Raw genomic sequence first — 15,789 nt, forward strand, 5'->3', positions numbered from 1 at the left:
CGCACAGAGTGTGCGGTTACTTTAGGTCAGAGCATCAAGCCGATTTGGCCCCCGCCGGGCGGGCGACCTCGGCCAGCGCCGCCCGCCAGTCAGGGATGTGGTGGATGATGGCGAAATCGAACATCGCCTCGTAGGGGCCGTCGCCGGCGTCGAAGGCGGCGCGCAGGTCGCTGGCATCGCCCTGGGCGAGGCGGACGTGGCCGGCGTAGCGGGCCAGCCGGGCGCGCGCCCGGCGGATCATGGCCGGATCCAGGTCGACGGCGTCGAGCTGGACCGCGCCGAACTGCTCCAGGACCAGCTTCGTGCCGTATCCGCTGCCGCAGCCGATCTCCGCCACGTGCGCGCCCGGGGTGCGCCCGGGGTGCGCCCGCCCATCCTGACCAGCAGTGGTACTTCATAGAAGCGTTGCAGTGCCCGCCGCGCCCGGTTGTTGACGGCCAGGGTCTCCCGACGGTTCATCAACATCAGCTCACGCTCCTCATCGAGCGGCTCGCCCCTGAGCCGCGGCTCAGGGGCGAGTCATCGTCGTCATCGTCGTCGTCTTCGACGAGTTCGCCTTCCCAGGCCTCCTTGCCCTCCATGACGGCGAAGGCGGCGATGACGAACCCGACGACCGGGTCGATCCAGGTCCGGCCCAGCGCGTAGGCGACCAGGCCGGCGAAGGTGGAGACGCTCAGCCAGGCGCAGAGCTTGGTCTCGGCGGCCCACCGGCGGCACTCCAGGCTTCGCCGCCGCCATCCGGGCACCGCCGACCACGCCCTCGACCTGGCCTGGACCTGCCTCACCCGCATCCACAAGCAAGGCCGCTACCTGGCAGAACGCTTCGAACAGCGCATAGTCACGATGAGGACCACCCCCAGCCGCCATGCGGCAGCCAAAGCCGCGATCTACCCCGAAGTGATCGCCCTCGCCGAGTTCCTCGCCACCCGCCGATCAGCCGACCTGATCACGAACGGGGACCTCCAAGCCTGCCTTCACGAGATTGAAGCCCGACTCGGAGCCTCCACCCGACCCCGCTCCGGCCACGAGACGCGATCCTCTGGTGGACCACCAGACCCCACCCCACTGGCACCCCTGTCGGCGTACGCTCTGCAGCGCAGAGCTAAGTACGACTGAACGTGCGGAGCTCCACGCTCGGGTCTGGTCGGGTCATTCGGCTTGTTGCTGCAGATAGACAGCGGTGAAGCCGAGGTTCACTCTTCGGGGTAGACGTCCATCACTCGGTATGGGTCAACCGGACGTATCCGTACGGGTTGAAAAACAGATCGTCCTCGTCGTAGCGGGCAGATGTGCCGGTACGCAGCAACCAGCGGGGGGCGTCCTCGCCCATTCGGAACCCGGCGCCATCCTCGATCTCCTCCGCGCGTGGATCGGTCAGTAGATAGATCGCCAGCGTGTCCATGTGCGCGACCAGCTCAAGCAGTCCCTCCTCCGTCGGACGCTCCTCGCCGACCTCGATCTCCACCTCGGGCGCGCCGAGCAGGTGCATGCCGCAGCTGTAAAGCACGTGACCGTCGTAGATGGGCCGCTTCACCCAGGCAGCGACGAGCGCGCCTGCCAGGCCCTCGTCCGTGGCGTCGGCCGCTCGATCGGCCAGCGCGAGCCAGCGGTCCCGACCGTGCGCGAGCCCATTGCTCTCGTTCTTCACCGCAGCGACGCCGGACCGCAGTAGAGCGGCTGTCACCGCCAGTAGCCGCCGGGAAGTGTCGAACGCCAGCTCCCGCATCATCGGCGCGGACAGCAAGTATCCAACGGTGTCGTGGGACTCGACCGCGGCCCAGTCCGCCTCGTCGAACGAGGCCGCCGCCACACTGGCCTCGAACGCCTCCGGCATTCGAGGGTCGGGCGCGGCTTCGGAGTACTCACGGTCGAGAACGAAACCGCCGAAGCCGGCCGCGATCCGTTCCATCTCAGAAAGGGCCAGCCCGGAGCCGAGAACGCACAGCACATGCCGAGGAAACGCTTCACTCATCCCGGTACATTATCGATCATGACCAATGTTTCGCATCGATTCCCGCGATCTACCGAATGAGCGCCATCGAAGCTTTCGGCTGTCACCGCTGCTGCCAGCGGTACCACGGGACCATCATCGGCCGCCAGACACCTGTCCATCGTGCGCCAGTTCAGCCCCGCCTCCCCCGGCGATGTGCAGAATCGTCTGACCCGCGTTGAACAACGCCCGGAACCGGTACAGCTCCAGCCACCGCTCGGCCGTTGGCACCACCGTGACCTGCGCTCACTACTTGATCAACGCCAACGGGCAGGCTTCATGATCAGCGCTTGGGCGCGCCACTGCCCGGCGCTTGTCCTCTCTGCACGTTGCTTGTACGTGCCTGTGTATCGGGCCCGTACGCCGACAACCACCCACCCTAGCCAGGCCACAAACCATCCCAACCGACCCAGCAGACGTGTCAGGGTGTCCGTGGCCTGTAAAAGCGCTCTGTCTCACTCTCGATGATCCCGTCACGGAGCGTGTTCATCGGTGGCGGCTACTATCTGCGGTCCAGATAGTCCGGCCTGCGTTGCAGCCACCACCAGCGCGCCCCCAGCCCAGTGCACCGGTAATACGCCTGGAAGCCGGTTCCCTTGAGCTCACATGGGTTCACCCGCGCCGCATCAGGCCGATCGTAGACGTAGAGGAACGAGTTCTCCGGCACCTCGTCGTGCGACAGGCCGAGGATGAGAACACGTCCGGGATGAGAATCGAAGGAACCATCCTCCGCAGCGTTCCGGCCGGGGGCCAGATGGTCGAACCGGCCCGGCAGCTCAACCCAACCGCCCTCAGGCATATCCGTCTTCAGTTTTCTGCCCTCGGCCAGCACGGCCAGGGCAGTGAAGCTGCTGTGATGTGCCGCGAACCATGTTCGCGCGAAGATGCCGTTCCAGGGGAGAAGCGCGACGAGGACAGTCAGTCCGATTATCCCCGTAATCGCCACGTATTTTCTGACACTGCCGCCACGTGCCAGCAGCACCCATACCATCGTGGAGATCGCCGCGACGACGTGTGCCGACATCAGGATGAGCTTCTCGAGGTGACGGTCGTCGTACTCGAGCCACAGAAGGTACCGGCCTGTGATGACCACAAGCCAGCTCAGCACGCTGATCACGCCTAAGGCATGGGATCGGCTTTTGATCATGCATCTCAGCCTAGGCCACACCCTGTGCACTGCGGCTGGGCGAACGCTGGCCCTCCCTGCCACCGGCCCCTACACCTTCGTCTGGATCGACGCGCTAACGCAGAAGGTGCGCGAGGGCGGGCGGACGGTAAACGTGCACGCCCTGGTCGCGACCGAGGTGAACGCCGACGGGCATCGGGAGATCCTCGGCATCGACGTCGTCTCATCCGAGGACGGGGCGGGCTGGCTGGCGTTCCTGCGCGGCCTGGTCGCCCGCGGCCTGTCCGGCGTCGCCTTGGTGATCTCCGACTGCCATGCCGGGCTGCGCGATGCGATCGCCTCCACGCTGCCTGACGCGTCCTGGCAGCGGTGTCGCGCTCACTGAGGCCGTAAGAATCAACTTGTCGGCGTTCGCGGCGCGCTGGTGCTCTGGCAAGGAGATCGGCCGCCGTGCGATAGCGGATGGGTGCCCGTTCGGGAAGGCGGCTTTCCTGCTCCAGCAGCGGGCGGACCCATGTTCTGGCGTTGCCGATGGTGCGCCTGCTCACCTGAAACAACTCCGCCACCACATCCCAGCTGCAGACGTTGCGCAGGCCGAGTATGACCGCGAGGACGCGCTCGGCGTCGGTGATCTTCTCGTTGAAGACACCGCCGCGAGCTGTCGGCTGTCGATCTCCGCCGCGCTGGAGATGCCTTCGCCGCTCAGCCTCGGCGGCCTGGCGCTTCGACAATCGCTTGATCAGCCGTTCCAGCTCAGGTCGATGCATGCCGGTCAGCGCCGGATCGCCGAGGGCGGCCAGTCGGTTCGGCCGGGCCGGCATGGTGTCGCTGTCCAGAAAGGTCCGGAGGGCGGCCACGCTGGTAAAGCGCAGGACGGTGGGGTCGGTCGTGTGCTTGTGCTCGGCCAGGAGCTTGGCGGTTTCAGCGATCGCCGTGCCGATGGAGTAGGTGTTGACCTCGATCATCTCGGACAAGACCCGCTGAGAGCAGATCTGCCGCTGGTAGACGACGGTGAGCAAGACCTTGTCGGCGTCACTGAGCAGGGACCGGCCGTGATTGCCCTTGGCTTGGCGGCGCGGGCCGCCGCGCCGATCCCGCTACACCGCCTCGCGTGGCACCCGCCCAGTCTGGCTCACCGCGCGACGCCAATCATCTCCCGCAACGGCGACCTCGGTCGCGACGCCCACACCGGCTACCGTCCCAGCCGATCAACCGCCCTCTCGCCACCTCAATCTCCTCGGAGAGGTCGAGGAGCGGCAGCTACACATCGTCACCGCGGCATCGGCACAGCCGGTAGCCGCTTGATCACAAAATCCACCGTAGTGCGTAGAGCCCGTTTGGCCCACTGGTGCAGGCCGGTGGAGAGGCACTGTCCAGCCGGAGGAGCGTGGCGAGTTCGGTGGTGGTCCAACCGCGGCTGGGATCGGTGCCCATGATGGCCCGGATGTCATCGAGTCTGCTGGTGTGGGATGGGACCGGCGGGCGGCAGGAGCGGGCCCAGGTCGGGGTGCGGTGGCTGGTTCGTGGGCGGGGTGGAGCCGGCCACAGGGAGCGGGGCCCGGTCTGGGCGCTGCTCGCCGTGGCTGTCGTGGCTGGACGCCGCGTTGAAGCCCTGCCGCGAACGCGATGACCAGCATCCCGGTCACGATGAAGTTCACCTGCTGGACCCACCCGAAGGGGCTGGCCGTAAGGTCGCTGACCATTTGCGCGTTCGGGTCGTATGCATCGCGCCGGTAGAACTGCTGGACCAAGACGCCGACGGTGAACAGAACCGGGCCGACGATCCCGGCGATCGCCAGCGCCCGGGACTGTGCGGCCGTCGAGATGTCTTTCGTGTGGTTGGCCTTCATTGCGGTCTCCAGGGTCATCGTCAAGGTGCCCCGGCTATGCCGTGCATCGGCGATCGCGGTGCTGTGCAGGGAGGAGAACGCGCCTCCGATCTGGAAGAGACGCGCTCTCCATCGCGCTTGCGAACTCGCGTTGGTGTGGGGGTCAGATCTGGGCGAGGGCTTCGCGGACGGTGATGCGGGAAGCGCGGGTCGCTGCCGCGTCGGTGGCGAGTGCGGCGCCGAGGATGACGAGGGCGATCCAGATTCCGGCGGCGGGCATGGAGACCCGGAAGGGGAGCGGCGCGTACATGAAGAGGTTGCCGAGCCCGGCGCCGAGGACCGCGGTGAGAGCGAGGGCCGGGATGACCGCCACCAGGCAGCTGGTGAGGGCCAGGAAGATGCCTTCTGCGACGACGATGCGGCGGACGGTCTTGGGGCGGGCGCCGATGGCGTGCATGACACCGAACTCCCGGGTGCGATCGAGGATGTTGGCGCTCATCGTGGAGGCCAGCCCGATGACACCGACCACGCCCAGGGGCAGGGCGATCCCTAGGAGAACCAGCAGGATGGGGCCCATGTGACCCGCGGAGGCGGCCTCGCTGCGGCTGATCGATGCCGCGAGCCCCACGTTGATCCCGGCGTCGGCGAGTGTTATGGATACGGCGTCGGCGACCGCTTGGCGGGTCTGCTCGTCGTGGTTGTCGGTGATGACGCGCAGCTGGTCACTCCTTGTGGCTGCCCCGACGCGGCGGCGAAGCCCTCGGCCGTGGTGTAGACGCCGCCACCACTGTCATCCCTCTCCTCGAGGATGCCGATGATGCGCCAGGTGGTGGGTTTGCCCTCGATGAACAGTCGCACGGTGTCGCCGGCGCCGAGGCCGGGGACAGTGTTGTTCCGGGTGATCTGGCTGAGCACGACCGCGCCGGTTTCCTGTGGGTTGAGCCAGCGGCCTTGGAGCAGGTTGGGCGGTGGGCGCCTGGAGCCTGACGGCACCGTGGTCAGGGCGATGCTGCCGTGGCCTTGGTCGGGATAGGTGCGGGTGAGGGGGAACTGTCTTGGCCCGGCGACACCGACCTGGGTGCGGGTCCAGGCCTCGACTTGGCTGACCTTGGGTACTCGCTGCACAGCGCTGGTGACCGCATCCTGCTGGGCCTGGCCGGCCAGTTGCACCTCGACGTCCCAGTAGCGCTGCGCCTTTTTCTGCTCTTCTACCGCCTGGGTGCCGGAGTTCAGGGACAGTCCGGCGACGAACACCGTGCCGGCGCTGGCCAGCAGGCCGACCGACAGCCAGAACCGGGCGGGGCGCCGGATGGTGTTGCGCAGCGCCATGAGTAGGCCACGGTCCAGGCGGCGCAGGCGGCTCAGCCGGGGCTAGGACACCGGTCGCCGCGCTCGGGTTGGAGCCGAGCCCATGGTGGTCCAGCGCTGCTCGTACGGTGGTGCGGCTGGCGTTGACCAGCGGTAGGAGGGCCATCAACGGCGGCAGGCCGAGGCCGGCAGCGATGATCGTCGTGTATGCCCACCAGGGAGCCGCGAGGCTCTGTGCCTGGATGCCGAGCATCCCGAGGAGCGCTTCGAGCCCCTTCTGGCCGATCAGGATGGCGGGGCCCAGCGCGAGCAGGGTTGCCGCCGCGGCCACCAGCAGCGTCATGGTCAGGTATAGGCGCCCGATGCGGCCGGATTGCGCACCGATCGCCTTCATGATGCCGATCTGTGGTATCTGCTGGGTGAACAGGTTGTTGAGCATGTTCGCGACCAGAATCGTGGACAGCAGCAGGGCCGCCGTCCCGCCGGCGAGCAGTGACAGGAGCAGGACGTCGGCCTGAAATTGGTGAGGGTGCGCATAGGGCTCGGGAACCTGAATCTCACGGATCGTCAAACCCTGTTCGCGCTGCAACCATTCGCCGACGTCGCCCGCGACGGCCACCACCGCGTCGCGGTCCCGGCTCGGCTCCTTCTGTCCCGGCTCGGCGACCTGGATCTTCAACTGGTCCAGCAGGACCGGCTGTCCGGATGTGGAAAGCGCCGCCGTGGACAGGTAGCCGTTGCCTGTCTGCTGCTGGGGTGAGGGGGCGAGGCTGGGGTCGTACACGGTACCCGCCACCCGCAGGCGCGCACTTTGGCCGCTCGGCGTCTTGACGGTGAGGGTGTCGCCGACCGCCATGTTCAGCAGGGTGAGGGTGTCGGGTCTGACCAAGATGTCCCCGGGCGGCAGTGGCCAAGTGCCTTCCTTGTTTTGTACATCGAACCTCACCATCCGCATGGGGTCGTCCGGCGCCGCGGCGAATACCTGCAGCGGGATGTCCCGCGGACGGCCGTTGACCTCGACCTCAGTGTTGAACTGGGTGCGCCCGGTCGCCTCCAGGACGCCCGGCCGCTGACGTGCCCGGGTCGCGATCGCCGCCATCTGCTCGGTGGTGATGCCCTGCTCGAGCACGATTGTCGCCGAGGCCGGCGCGGTGCTCATGTACGCGCCGCTGGTCTCCCTGCCGATAGAGGCCCAGGCAGCCAGCATGCCCCCGAACACCGTCAGACTGACCGCGATCGCGATCACCATCATCACGAATCGGGGCCAGGACGCCCGCAGGTCCCTGCGTAGTTTGATGGTCAGCAGGCTGCTCACGTGGTCACCGCCTCCTCGTCGGTGACGACGCGGCCGTCCACCAGGGTGATCTCCCGGCTGACGACGGATCTGATGTCGCGTTCGTGAGATACGACGACGATGGTGCGTCCCTCGGTGTTCAGATCGGAGAACAAGCGCAGCACGGCGTCGGCGGTGTGGGAGTCGAGGTTGCCGGTGGGCTCGTCGGCCAGCAGCAGCGGCGGATCGTTGGACAGCGCACGGGCGATGGCGGCGCGTTGCTGCTGGCCGCCGGACAGGGTAGCGGGCAGCTTGTCGGCCTGCTCACCGATGCCGACCCGCTCCAGCAGCTGTTGTGCCCGCTCGCGGCGCAGATCGGGGCGGATCTTCTTGGCGAAGTCCATCGGCAGCATCACGTTCTCGGCGACGGTGAGCGTCGGTAGGAGCTGGAAGAACTGGAAGACCAGCCCGACGTTGCGTCCGCGCCAGGCGGCCAGCCCGGACTCCGACAGCGACCCGAGATCGGCGCCGGCGGCGCGGACCGTCCCGGAGGTGGGCCGGTCGATCCCGGCCAGCAGATTCAGCAGGGTCGTCTTGCCGCTGCCCGAACGGCCCACGATCGCGACGAACTCGCCCTGTGCGATGTCGAAGGTGAGGTGATCGACTGCGATGACCTCATCCGTCCCCAGCGGGTAGGCCTTGACGACGTCTCGGACCTGTATCACGTGTTCCACTTCGTCATTTCCTTCGTATCGAGTCGGTCGGCCGTTCATCCGTGGGCGCCTGAGGGCGGGACGTGACCGCTGGGAGCTCGCGCCGGCTCAGGCGAGCCGCCCAAGCCATGACGGCTGGGGCCGTGGCCTCCAACGCCACCGATGAGCATCATGGCGACGGCCAGCAGCGCCACGACGGCCACGATGATCCCCATGACCTTCGCCCATCGCGGTATGCCGGGTGGCCGGTTCGTGGTTGCCGTCGCCGCTCATGTGATGTCCCTCTCGCCTGACTTGTGTTCTGGGGTGCGAAGTTACGGACGCTGGAGGTGAGGCGATACACCTCGGGAGGGGAACCTCGGGGTCCCCATCCAGTGGACAGGGATCACCCTCCAGGGCGATTCGCGGCGGTGCTCGCGCCGATACCCTCCTACTGTGTCAACAAGCGCCTTGGCCCAACGCCTGTTCTCGGCCCGGTCCAGCTCGGGCGTGCCCCTGGACGCCGCGCTCGCGGCCGTCATGCTGGCCGCTTCGCTGGCGCTGCTCTCCCATGGCGGCATCGACACTCTGCGTACGGGATCGGACGGTTCAGGATCGGGAACGTTCGATCTGCTCGGCGTCGCGCTCACGGCATGCTCGACCATCCCGCTGATCGCCTGGAGGCGATTCCCGCTGGGCGTGTTCGCGGCGACGTTGGCGGCGAACGTGCTGATGATCGGCCTGGACTATCCGCTCGACCTGCTCCTCGGACCCGTCGCCGCCCTCTACCTGCTGGCCGCGAGCCGCGACCGGGAAAGCCCGTGGACCCGGCGCGCCACCACCATCGTGGCCGGACTGCTCGTGGGGTTCCTGGCCGCGAGCATCCTCATGCCCGGGGGCTTTGCGGCAACTGAGCTGCTGCACAACGGCCTGGCCTGCGCCGTGGCCTGGTTCGCCGGCGAGCGGACACGGCTGCGACGTGAGCAGATCGCCGAGCTGAGGATCCGCGCCCTGCGCACCGAGCAGGGGGTGGAGCGCGAGCGACTGCTGGCTGTGGCCGAGGAACGCACCAGGATCGCCCGAGACCTGCACGACTCCGCCGGCCACGCGATCAGCGTGATCGCGGTGCGCGCCGGAGCCGCCCGGCTGCGCCACCCTCAAGACCCGGACCGCTCCCTGCCGGCACTGGTGGCGATCGAGGAGCTGGCCAGGCAGACGGTCGAGGAGATCGACCACATCGTCACCACCCTGCGCGAGGACGGCCCCGGATACGGAGATGTTGAGGCCCAGCCAGGGCTGGCCTCCCTCGACACGCTGATCACCCACCACGCCGCGACGGTCGACACCACCGGCGTGCCACGACCGCTCGGCGGCGCCGCCGACCAGGCCGCCTACCGCATCCTGCAGGAGGCGCTCACCAACGCGGCCCGCCACGGAACGGGCAACGCCCGCATCGAGCTCGCCTTCGAGGACGCGGCGCTGCAGCTCACTGTCACCAACCGTGCCCTCGCCAACTGTCCCCCACGCTCCGGCGGGGGGCACGGCCTGGTCGGCATGCACCAGCGCGCCACCCTGCTCGGCGGCAGCCTCGACACCGAGAGTGCCGGCGGCAGGTTCCGCCTCCGCGCCCGGATCCCCTACACAACTCACCGCTCGTGACCCGGGTGCTGATCGCCGACGACGACGACCTGATGCGGGCCGGGCTCGTCGAACTGCTCACCGCCGACCCCACCATCGAGATCATCGGCCAGGCCTCGACCGGACGGCAGGCCGTTGAACGCGCGTGCCGCCTGGCGCCGGACGTCGTGCTGATGGACGTTCGCATGCCCGACCTCGACGGGATCGCCGCGACCCGCCAGCTGTCGAAGGTGGCACCGACGACAAGAGTCCTGGTCCTCACCACCTTCGAGCAGGACGACTACATCTTCGGCGCGCTGCGCGCCGGCGCCTCCGGCTTCCTGCTCAAGCGCACCCGGCCCGAGGAACTGATCGCCGCGGTGCACACGATTGCCGCCGGCGACTCGCTGCTCTCACCGTCGGTCACCCGCCGGGTGGTCGACCGGATGGCCCAGCAGCCCACACCCGACCTGGCCGGTCGGGCCAGATTCGAAGAGCTGACACCGCGAGAGCGGGAAGTGCTCAAACTCATCGCCACCGGCCTGTCGAACCGTGAGATCGCCGCCGCACTCGTCGTGGAGGAATCGACGATCAGAACCCATGTCAAGCGCATCTTGATGAAGCTCGGCCTTCGTGACCGCATCCAAGCCGTGATCTTCGCCTACGAGACGGGTGTGAATCGGACCCGCTAGGCAAGCCCCGATCCTGTTGGCCCTCTCATAGCGATTGTCGCCGCCGTACTGACACCGGAAGGTGCGCGGGGCCGCGCAGGTTGATGCGGCCGTTCCACTCGACGTCGCCGTCCAAGGCCAGATCGGGGAAGCGGGTGACCAGCCGTTCGAAGGCGATTTTCTCCCAGGCGCTCGACGAGGTGATCGACTCGCGCGTGTGGGGCGGTGTTCACTTCCGTGCCGCGGACGTGCAGGGCGCGCGACTCGGCAAGGAGGTCGCGCGCTGGGAGGCCGCCAACTACTTCAAGCAGGTCTCGCGTTGACCGGAAAGCGGCGATGAATTGTGCTCGTGAAGGTTGGCGTTCTCGGCCAGGACGGAGCGGCGGCTGATGGTGATGGCCGCCGGGGACGGCTGTGTGAGTGCTTCGGCGGAGGCTTTCAGTACGGCGGCGTGCAAGTCGGGGTGGCGGTGGATGCCGCGCCATCAGGCAGAGCGTTGTCGAAGGCGTGCAGGAGCTCGACGGCTTGACCCAGCACGGTGTCCAGGGTGCCCTGGTGGGCGGCGCGTTCACGGGGCACGCGTTGCACGAGCCGGTGCATCAAGATCGAGGTGCCGTCCTCGCTGAAGGTGATCAGTGAGGTGTCGGCCAGGTCGGCGAGCAGTTGCCGGACGCGCACCGCCTCCAGCCCCGTGCTGGCGGTGAGGGCGTGCAGAACGGCTAGCGGGATACCAGCCGGGGACAGCACCTACAGCAGCGGCAGCAACCCGGCGGCGTCCGGGACGGTGGCCTCCGCCTGGGTGATCGACAACAAGATCGCCTCGGCGGCACCGACCAGATAGGGATCACCAGGCTGGGCGGCCAGATACTCGGCGACCGGGAAGTCGCGCAACAGAGCCCGATAGACATCGTAGGACAGCCGCAGTCGGGCGATCACTGTGGCGGCCTGGTCCAAGGCCAGCGGCAGATGCCCGAGGTCATCGGCCAGGCCGGCGGCGGCGACGGGGTCGTCCAGGCCGGTGCGCCGGTGCAGGAAAAGCCTGCGCTAGGGCGGGGGTGAACACCTCGACCTCGACCGGCGCCAACAAGCGCAGGAACGCGCGGTTGCGGGTGGTGATCACGACGCGGGTGGCGCTGGTGGCCAGACATCAGGCCCGCACTGTTGCCACGTCGGTGGCGTTGTCGAAGACCAACTAATCGCAAGCTTAGTGCTCATGGGCATCACGCGGCTCGCGGTCGCGCTCGGCTGGATCCCACCGGAGTGGGAGCTGACAGAGACGGGCGAGCAGCTGCTCGATGCCGTGTACTTCGCGTGGGCTTGGTTCTCGTCGCAGCGGAAGGTCACGCCCGTCGCGGACCCTCGGGACGATCGCGGCCGGCCGCTGGTGATCCGGGGGCCGCGTCGAGCCGATGTAGTGTCGAGGGGCCGCTGGCCTGGAATCTGAAGCCCTCGTCCCCCTCGGAGGGGGAGGGCTTCTTTCGTGTTCCAGAAGCTACGCCCGCGGCCCATGTTCCTCGTACATCTGCCCGATGGCGTCGCTGAGCTCCCAGGCCACCGTTCTTGAACAGCAGCTCGGCACCGACAGCAAGGTGAGATTCGCCCAGCGGACCGGGCCTTTCTCGCCACCCTCCTGACGTCGCAACCCCGCGAGGTCCTGCGCCGGCTGCGGCTCCTCGTCCGCACGGACGTCTTCGACCCTCGAGAGCATCAAGCACCTGGTCAAGACGGCGACCGTCAACCGAGCGGGCACGGCGGTCCACGACGACGACCGTGCGATCAAGAAGACGTGCGCCTACCGTGGCACGATCACATTCGGCACGCTGTTCCGCGTGTCCGAGCCGTTCCGTGCCATGCTCGGCGCCAGGCGTTCCCAGGCCGCCCGCTGGATTGATGCGGCAAGATCAGCACACGCCGGGCAAAGTGCACACCTTGGTCGCCATCTTCCTGGCTTTCTTGGTCAGGCCACCGGGGTTGTACGCTCCCTCATCGGTTGTGTAGATCATCAGTGCGCTGCCCCTGCGCGCGACGATACCGGTGATCGTCACGTTCACGCTGCCGTCCTGCCAGGTCTGGTAGCCCATGCCCAGGGCCTCATCGCCCGCCTTGGCCTTGCTCGTCCGCCATCGGATCGAGAGTTTGGGCACCGACGGGTTGCCCTTGCGCGCGCACCGCGTGACCTCGGCGCGCAGACGAGTGAGCGCGGCATGGGCGGCACGCGGGCTCTTGTAGACGACGAGCTGTTCCGAGGAGCTGCTGGGGCCGCTGGTCCAGAGCGTGATCGTGCGAGCCGCCAGCCGGCCGCCATCGACGGCACGCCGGTGCCGACAAGGGTTCAGCTCCAACGGCCTGGTGAGCTTGCCGCTGATCTTGTAACCCATTTCATTGGCCTGCTCAGGGCTCAGAGGCCTGCGCGCGTCGCGCTCCATGAGCAGGAAGTTCTTCGGAATCTCGGTCACGGTCGCCGGGGACAGGGCCAGCGCCAGGCAGAGGGTCACATGGATCATGAAGGGTTGGACGTAGGCGGGAACGACATGGTTCGCGACCGGCCCGTGCCCGTCCCCGACCACGGCCAGGGCAGGCCTGTGGCTTTCGAGGCTTGATGGGCCTCGGCAACACTCCCGCACCCGGCATCTGAACGAGCTGACGAGCGCGGGGAATGTGATCGCTTCAGCTTCCGAAGCCCATGCCGAGAGCGTCGAGGGCTCTGAGCCACGGGCCGCGGCGGCCGGCGTTGCGATCGGCGCGGTCCAATGCTCGTTGGGTGAGGTGGATACCGAGCGAGCGGGCCGGGTCGGGTGGGAAGGGGAGGGGCTTGCTGCGGACGAGGGACAGTTCGGTGCGTTCGATGGGCTTTCCGGAGAGTTTGTCGAGCATGACTTCGGCGCCGAAACGGGTGGCGCCCACGCCCAGGCCGGTGAAGCCCAGCGCATAGGCGACCCTGCCGCCGTACGCGGTGCCAAAGAAGACGGAGAAGCGGCTGCAGGTGTCGATCACGCCGCCCCAGGCGTGGGTGAAGCGCAGGTCCTCCGGCTGCGGGAACGTGGCGAAGAAGTGATCGGCCCGCTTGAGGTTGTCGCGGCCGAGTCGTTCCAGGGTCTCCATCTCGCCGGGCCAGCGGGCCAGGCCGTTGTCCAGGCCGTGGGTGAGGCTGGCAGAGCAGAAGCCTCCCTTGCGGCCCGAGGCGGCCCAGCCGATCTCGCGGGCCTCGACTACGACGACGTCGAGCGAGGGGTCGCGCTCCTTGGCCAGCAGGGTGGTCCACAGGCCGCTGTAGCCGCCACCGACCACGGCCAGATCGCACCGCTGCTCACCGGTGAGTGCGGGCAGTGCGCCGGGGCGGTCGGGGTCGTCGAGCCAGAAGGGTGTCGGCTCGGCGTCGGCCAGCGCCTGGAGATGAGCGTTCACGACTCGACCCGGGGGAGCGTGTGGAGGCGCAATCGGGCGCCGTCCGGACCGCCGAGCCGTACGGTCTGGTGGGTGAGAGCCATCTTGACGGCCAGCCACGGGTTCTCGCCGGCACGCGGCCAGGGCGGCAAGGTCGGTTTCTTCAGGTTTTGGGCCGGACGGCATGCGTAAGTAGGCGCACAGAACACCGATGCACATCTGGCGGCCGCGACGCCTTCCAGAGCTACACGTCCATACTCCGGCAGATCACCGAGGGCACCCCTCGCGGCTGAACGCAGTAACTGACCGATCATCTCGAAAGGTTGGACTGCTATATGCAAACCATCGTCGCCATGCTCCTGGCCCCCCTGCTGGCGGCCCCGATGACCGCCGCCCCCGCCGACCTAACGGACGCAGAGGCCGTACTCGCCTACATCCGCGCTCATCCCGACAACGTCGCGCTGGTGACGCAGGGCATCAGCCACCATGCCGACCGCCTCGCCCCCCGTGGCATCGGCCATCAAGATCATCCACCTCGCCGCCTACACCGACGCCGTCCGCCAGGGAAAGACCTAGCCAGACGTAGGGTCGGGAGCTGGCGCGGTGACGTCTCCTGGCGGTAGGGCTCGGGGCCTTTCTTCCGCCGGTTTCCCGGTCGGCTGTGCTCTCCCCGATGACCATGGCCAGGTTCGTGGCTCCGTTTCCAGCTCTCGCCGCATCGAACCGGGCGTGCGGTTCTCCCGCACCCGGCTCACCGACGTCGTTCACCGTCGGCATTCGGCCTCACCCGCCAGGGCTTGCCCGCCCTGGGTGCGACAGTGATTCCATACAAGCTGATCAGCCCGAGGTCCGGCGTCCGGGAGTTGAGCAATACCTGCCAGCCGAACGCCATGCTGCGGCGGTGCCGTCGGCGCATGAAGTGCGCCAGCCGCCACTGCGCATATCGTCTGATCTTGCTGAGGCGCTGGGCCGAGTGTCCGTAGCGGAAATAGGCGGCCCAACCGCGGAGGAAGGCGTTCAGCCTGTCCACGATCGCCTCCGGCCACAACAGCATCCAGCGCCGGGAGGTGATCTCCCGGATCCGGTCGCGGGCGTGCTGCATGGCCTTGTCCGCGGGCCAGCGAGCCAGGAACGTCACCTTCGGCTTGCCCCAGTCTCCCCGGGAGCGCACCAGGCGGTGATGAAAGCCCAGAAAATCAAAGCCGTCACCACCAACTTCCAGGTGGATGATGCGGGTCTTGGCCGCCTTCGGCTCCAGGCCGAGCGCGGCCAGCAGCTCGACCAACCGGGCCAACGCCCGTTCGGCCTGGCTGCGCGACCAGCACATCACGACCACATCGTCGGCGAACCGCACCATCGCCCCATCGGCGTCGTCCCACGCCCGATCCACTCGGTGCAGGTAGACGTTGCAGAGCAAGGGTGAGACCGGACCGCCCTGCGGGGTTCCGGTGACCGGCCGCCGCACCTGCCCGTCCTCCATGGCCCCCGCGCGCAGGATCGCGCGCAGCAGCGTGAGCACAGACTGATCGCAGACGCGTTCCTCGATCGCGTGCATCAATTTCTGGTGCGGAATCGCCGAAAAGCAGTCGGCGATGTCCGTCTCGACCACCCACCGGCGGCCCCGCTCGCACTCGTCCACGAGTACCTGCAGGGCGTCGTGCGCCGACCGTCTCGGGCGGAACCCGAAGGAGCAGTCGGCCATATCGGCCTCGAAGACCGGCTCGAGCACGATCTTCACGGCCGCCTGCACGATCCGATCACGAACAGCAGGGATCGACAGCGGGCGATACTGATCCTTCAGCCCCGGCTTGGGGATCAACACTCTCCGTGCCGGCAGCGGCCGATACCGCCGCTCCCGCAGTTCGGCGCCCACCTCGTCCAGGAGCCGGTCGACTCCGT

At 67.9% G+C, this 15,789-nt stretch carries 19 protein-coding genes and 2 pseudogenes; 5 read left to right on the forward strand and 16 right to left on the reverse strand.

The features are described from left to right. Window positions 1–34: 34 nt before the first annotated feature. The 4 genes from ACTWQA_RS54130 to ACTWQA_RS54145 all read right to left on the reverse strand — a co-directional run bounded on the left by ACTWQA_RS54130 (window position 35) and on the right by ACTWQA_RS54145 (window position 3,137). Window positions 35–337 carry a class I SAM-dependent methyltransferase gene (locus ACTWQA_RS54130; protein ID WP_443166637.1) on the reverse strand — a complete coding sequence of 101 codons (303 nt, stop codon included), beginning with the start codon at window positions 335–337 and terminating at the stop codon, window positions 35–37. A gap of 127 nt (window positions 338–464) precedes the next feature. Beyond that, a complete protein-coding gene (locus ACTWQA_RS54135; protein ID WP_443166638.1) occupies window positions 465–785 on the reverse strand; it encodes a hypothetical protein in 321 nt (106 codons plus the stop codon). Between the two features lie 431 nt (window positions 786–1,216). Continuing rightward, on the reverse strand, window positions 1,217–1,972 hold the full coding sequence (locus ACTWQA_RS54140) for a hypothetical protein (RefSeq protein WP_443166639.1): 756 nt from the start codon (window positions 1,970–1,972) through the stop codon (window positions 1,217–1,219). Window positions 1,973–2,492: 520 nt separating this feature from the next. Then, on the reverse strand, window positions 2,493–3,137 hold the full coding sequence (locus tag ACTWQA_RS54145) for a hypothetical protein (RefSeq protein ID WP_443166640.1): 645 nt from the start codon (window positions 3,135–3,137) through the stop codon (window positions 2,493–2,495). A gap of 52 nt (window positions 3,138–3,189) precedes the next feature. Here ACTWQA_RS54145 and ACTWQA_RS54150 point away from each other — a divergent pair. Further along, window positions 3,190–3,498, forward strand: a pseudogene (locus tag ACTWQA_RS54150) (transposase); the annotation flags it as partial. 14 nt (window positions 3,499–3,512) lie between these two features. On the opposite strand, the pseudogene ACTWQA_RS54155 reads toward ACTWQA_RS54150, so the two are convergent. The 5 genes and pseudogenes from ACTWQA_RS54155 to ACTWQA_RS54175 all read right to left on the reverse strand — a co-directional run. Further along, window positions 3,513–4,210: pseudogene (locus ACTWQA_RS54155) on the reverse strand (ISAzo13 family transposase); the annotation flags it as partial. A gap of 114 nt (window positions 4,211–4,324) precedes the next feature. Further along, on the reverse strand, window positions 4,325–4,984 hold the full coding sequence (locus ACTWQA_RS54160) for a DUF998 domain-containing protein (RefSeq protein ID WP_443166655.1): 660 nt from the start codon (window positions 4,982–4,984) through the stop codon (window positions 4,325–4,327). Between the two features lie 124 nt (window positions 4,985–5,108). Next, window positions 5,109–5,573, reverse strand: coding sequence for an ABC transporter permease (locus tag ACTWQA_RS54165; protein ID WP_443166641.1), 465 nt, complete (start codon window positions 5,571–5,573; stop codon window positions 5,109–5,111). A 162-nt stretch (window positions 5,574–5,735) separates the two neighbouring features. After that, complete coding sequence (locus ACTWQA_RS54170; RefSeq protein ID WP_443166642.1) at window positions 5,736–7,568, reverse strand: FtsX-like permease family protein; 1,833 nt, start codon at window positions 7,566–7,568, stop codon at window positions 5,736–5,738. Next, the gene (locus ACTWQA_RS54175; protein ID WP_443166643.1) at window positions 7,565–8,260 is read right to left on the reverse strand and encodes an ABC transporter ATP-binding protein; all 696 of its coding nucleotides are present in this window, start codon (window positions 8,258–8,260) and stop codon (window positions 7,565–7,567) included. Before ACTWQA_RS54175 ends, ACTWQA_RS54170 begins: the two co-directional genes overlap by 4 nt. 414 nt (window positions 8,261–8,674) lie before the next feature. Between ACTWQA_RS54175 and ACTWQA_RS54180 the strand changes: the two genes are divergently transcribed. From ACTWQA_RS54180 to ACTWQA_RS54190, 3 genes are all read left to right on the forward strand, one after another. Then, a complete protein-coding gene (locus ACTWQA_RS54180) occupies window positions 8,675–9,877 on the forward strand; it encodes a sensor histidine kinase (RefSeq protein ID WP_443166644.1) in 1,203 nt (400 codons plus the stop codon). Beyond that, on the forward strand, window positions 9,874–10,527 hold the full coding sequence (locus tag ACTWQA_RS54185; RefSeq protein WP_443166645.1) for a response regulator: 654 nt from the start codon (window positions 9,874–9,876) through the stop codon (window positions 10,525–10,527). The genes ACTWQA_RS54180 and ACTWQA_RS54185 overlap by 4 nt, the downstream gene beginning before the upstream one ends. A 134-nt stretch (window positions 10,528–10,661) precedes the next feature. Continuing rightward, window positions 10,662–10,829, forward strand: a complete 168-nt coding sequence (locus tag ACTWQA_RS54190; RefSeq protein ID WP_443166646.1) for a hypothetical protein — start codon at window positions 10,662–10,664, stop codon at window positions 10,827–10,829. A gap of 115 nt (window positions 10,830–10,944) precedes the next feature. Here the strand turns inward: ACTWQA_RS54190 and ACTWQA_RS54195 are convergent, their stop codons facing one another. Then, window positions 10,945–11,253, reverse strand: coding sequence for a hypothetical protein (locus ACTWQA_RS54195; RefSeq protein ID WP_443166647.1), 309 nt, complete (start codon window positions 11,251–11,253; stop codon window positions 10,945–10,947). Continuing rightward, complete coding sequence (locus ACTWQA_RS54200) at window positions 11,254–11,442, reverse strand: hypothetical protein (RefSeq protein WP_443166648.1); 189 nt, start codon at window positions 11,440–11,442, stop codon at window positions 11,254–11,256. A gap of 119 nt (window positions 11,443–11,561) precedes the next feature. Between ACTWQA_RS54200 and ACTWQA_RS54205 the strand changes: the two genes are divergently transcribed. Then, on the forward strand, window positions 11,562–11,702 hold the full coding sequence (locus tag ACTWQA_RS54205; RefSeq protein WP_443166649.1) for a hypothetical protein: 141 nt from the start codon (window positions 11,562–11,564) through the stop codon (window positions 11,700–11,702). Between the two features lie 296 nt (window positions 11,703–11,998). Here ACTWQA_RS54205 and ACTWQA_RS54210 read toward each other — a convergent pair whose 3' ends face one another. The 5 genes from ACTWQA_RS54210 to ltrA form a co-directional block, all read right to left on the reverse strand. Beyond that, window positions 11,999–12,214 carry a hypothetical protein gene (locus tag ACTWQA_RS54210; protein ID WP_443166650.1) on the reverse strand — a complete coding sequence of 72 codons (216 nt, stop codon included), beginning with the start codon at window positions 12,212–12,214 and terminating at the stop codon, window positions 11,999–12,001. A gap of 193 nt (window positions 12,215–12,407) precedes the next feature. Beyond that, the gene (locus tag ACTWQA_RS54215) at window positions 12,408–13,010 is read right to left on the reverse strand and encodes a hypothetical protein (protein WP_443166651.1); all 603 of its coding nucleotides are present in this window, start codon (window positions 13,008–13,010) and stop codon (window positions 12,408–12,410) included. A 163-nt stretch (window positions 13,011–13,173) separates the two neighbouring features. Beyond that, complete coding sequence (locus tag ACTWQA_RS54220; RefSeq protein WP_443166652.1) at window positions 13,174–13,911, reverse strand: FAD-dependent oxidoreductase; 738 nt, start codon at window positions 13,909–13,911, stop codon at window positions 13,174–13,176. After that, entirely contained in the window at window positions 13,908–14,042 is a 135-nt protein-coding gene (locus ACTWQA_RS54225; RefSeq protein WP_443166653.1) for a hypothetical protein, read from the reverse strand. The genes ACTWQA_RS54220 and ACTWQA_RS54225 overlap by 4 nt, the downstream gene beginning before the upstream one ends. A 599-nt stretch (window positions 14,043–14,641) precedes the next feature. Then, window positions 14,642–15,789: group II intron reverse transcriptase/maturase (gene ltrA / locus ACTWQA_RS54230; RefSeq protein WP_443166654.1), on the reverse strand; the 1,148-nt coding region annotated here is incomplete at its 5' end.

This window comes from Nonomuraea sp. 10N515B (genome assembly GCF_052245915.1).
Lineage (GTDB): Bacteria > Actinomycetota > Actinomycetes > Streptosporangiales > Streptosporangiaceae > Nonomuraea.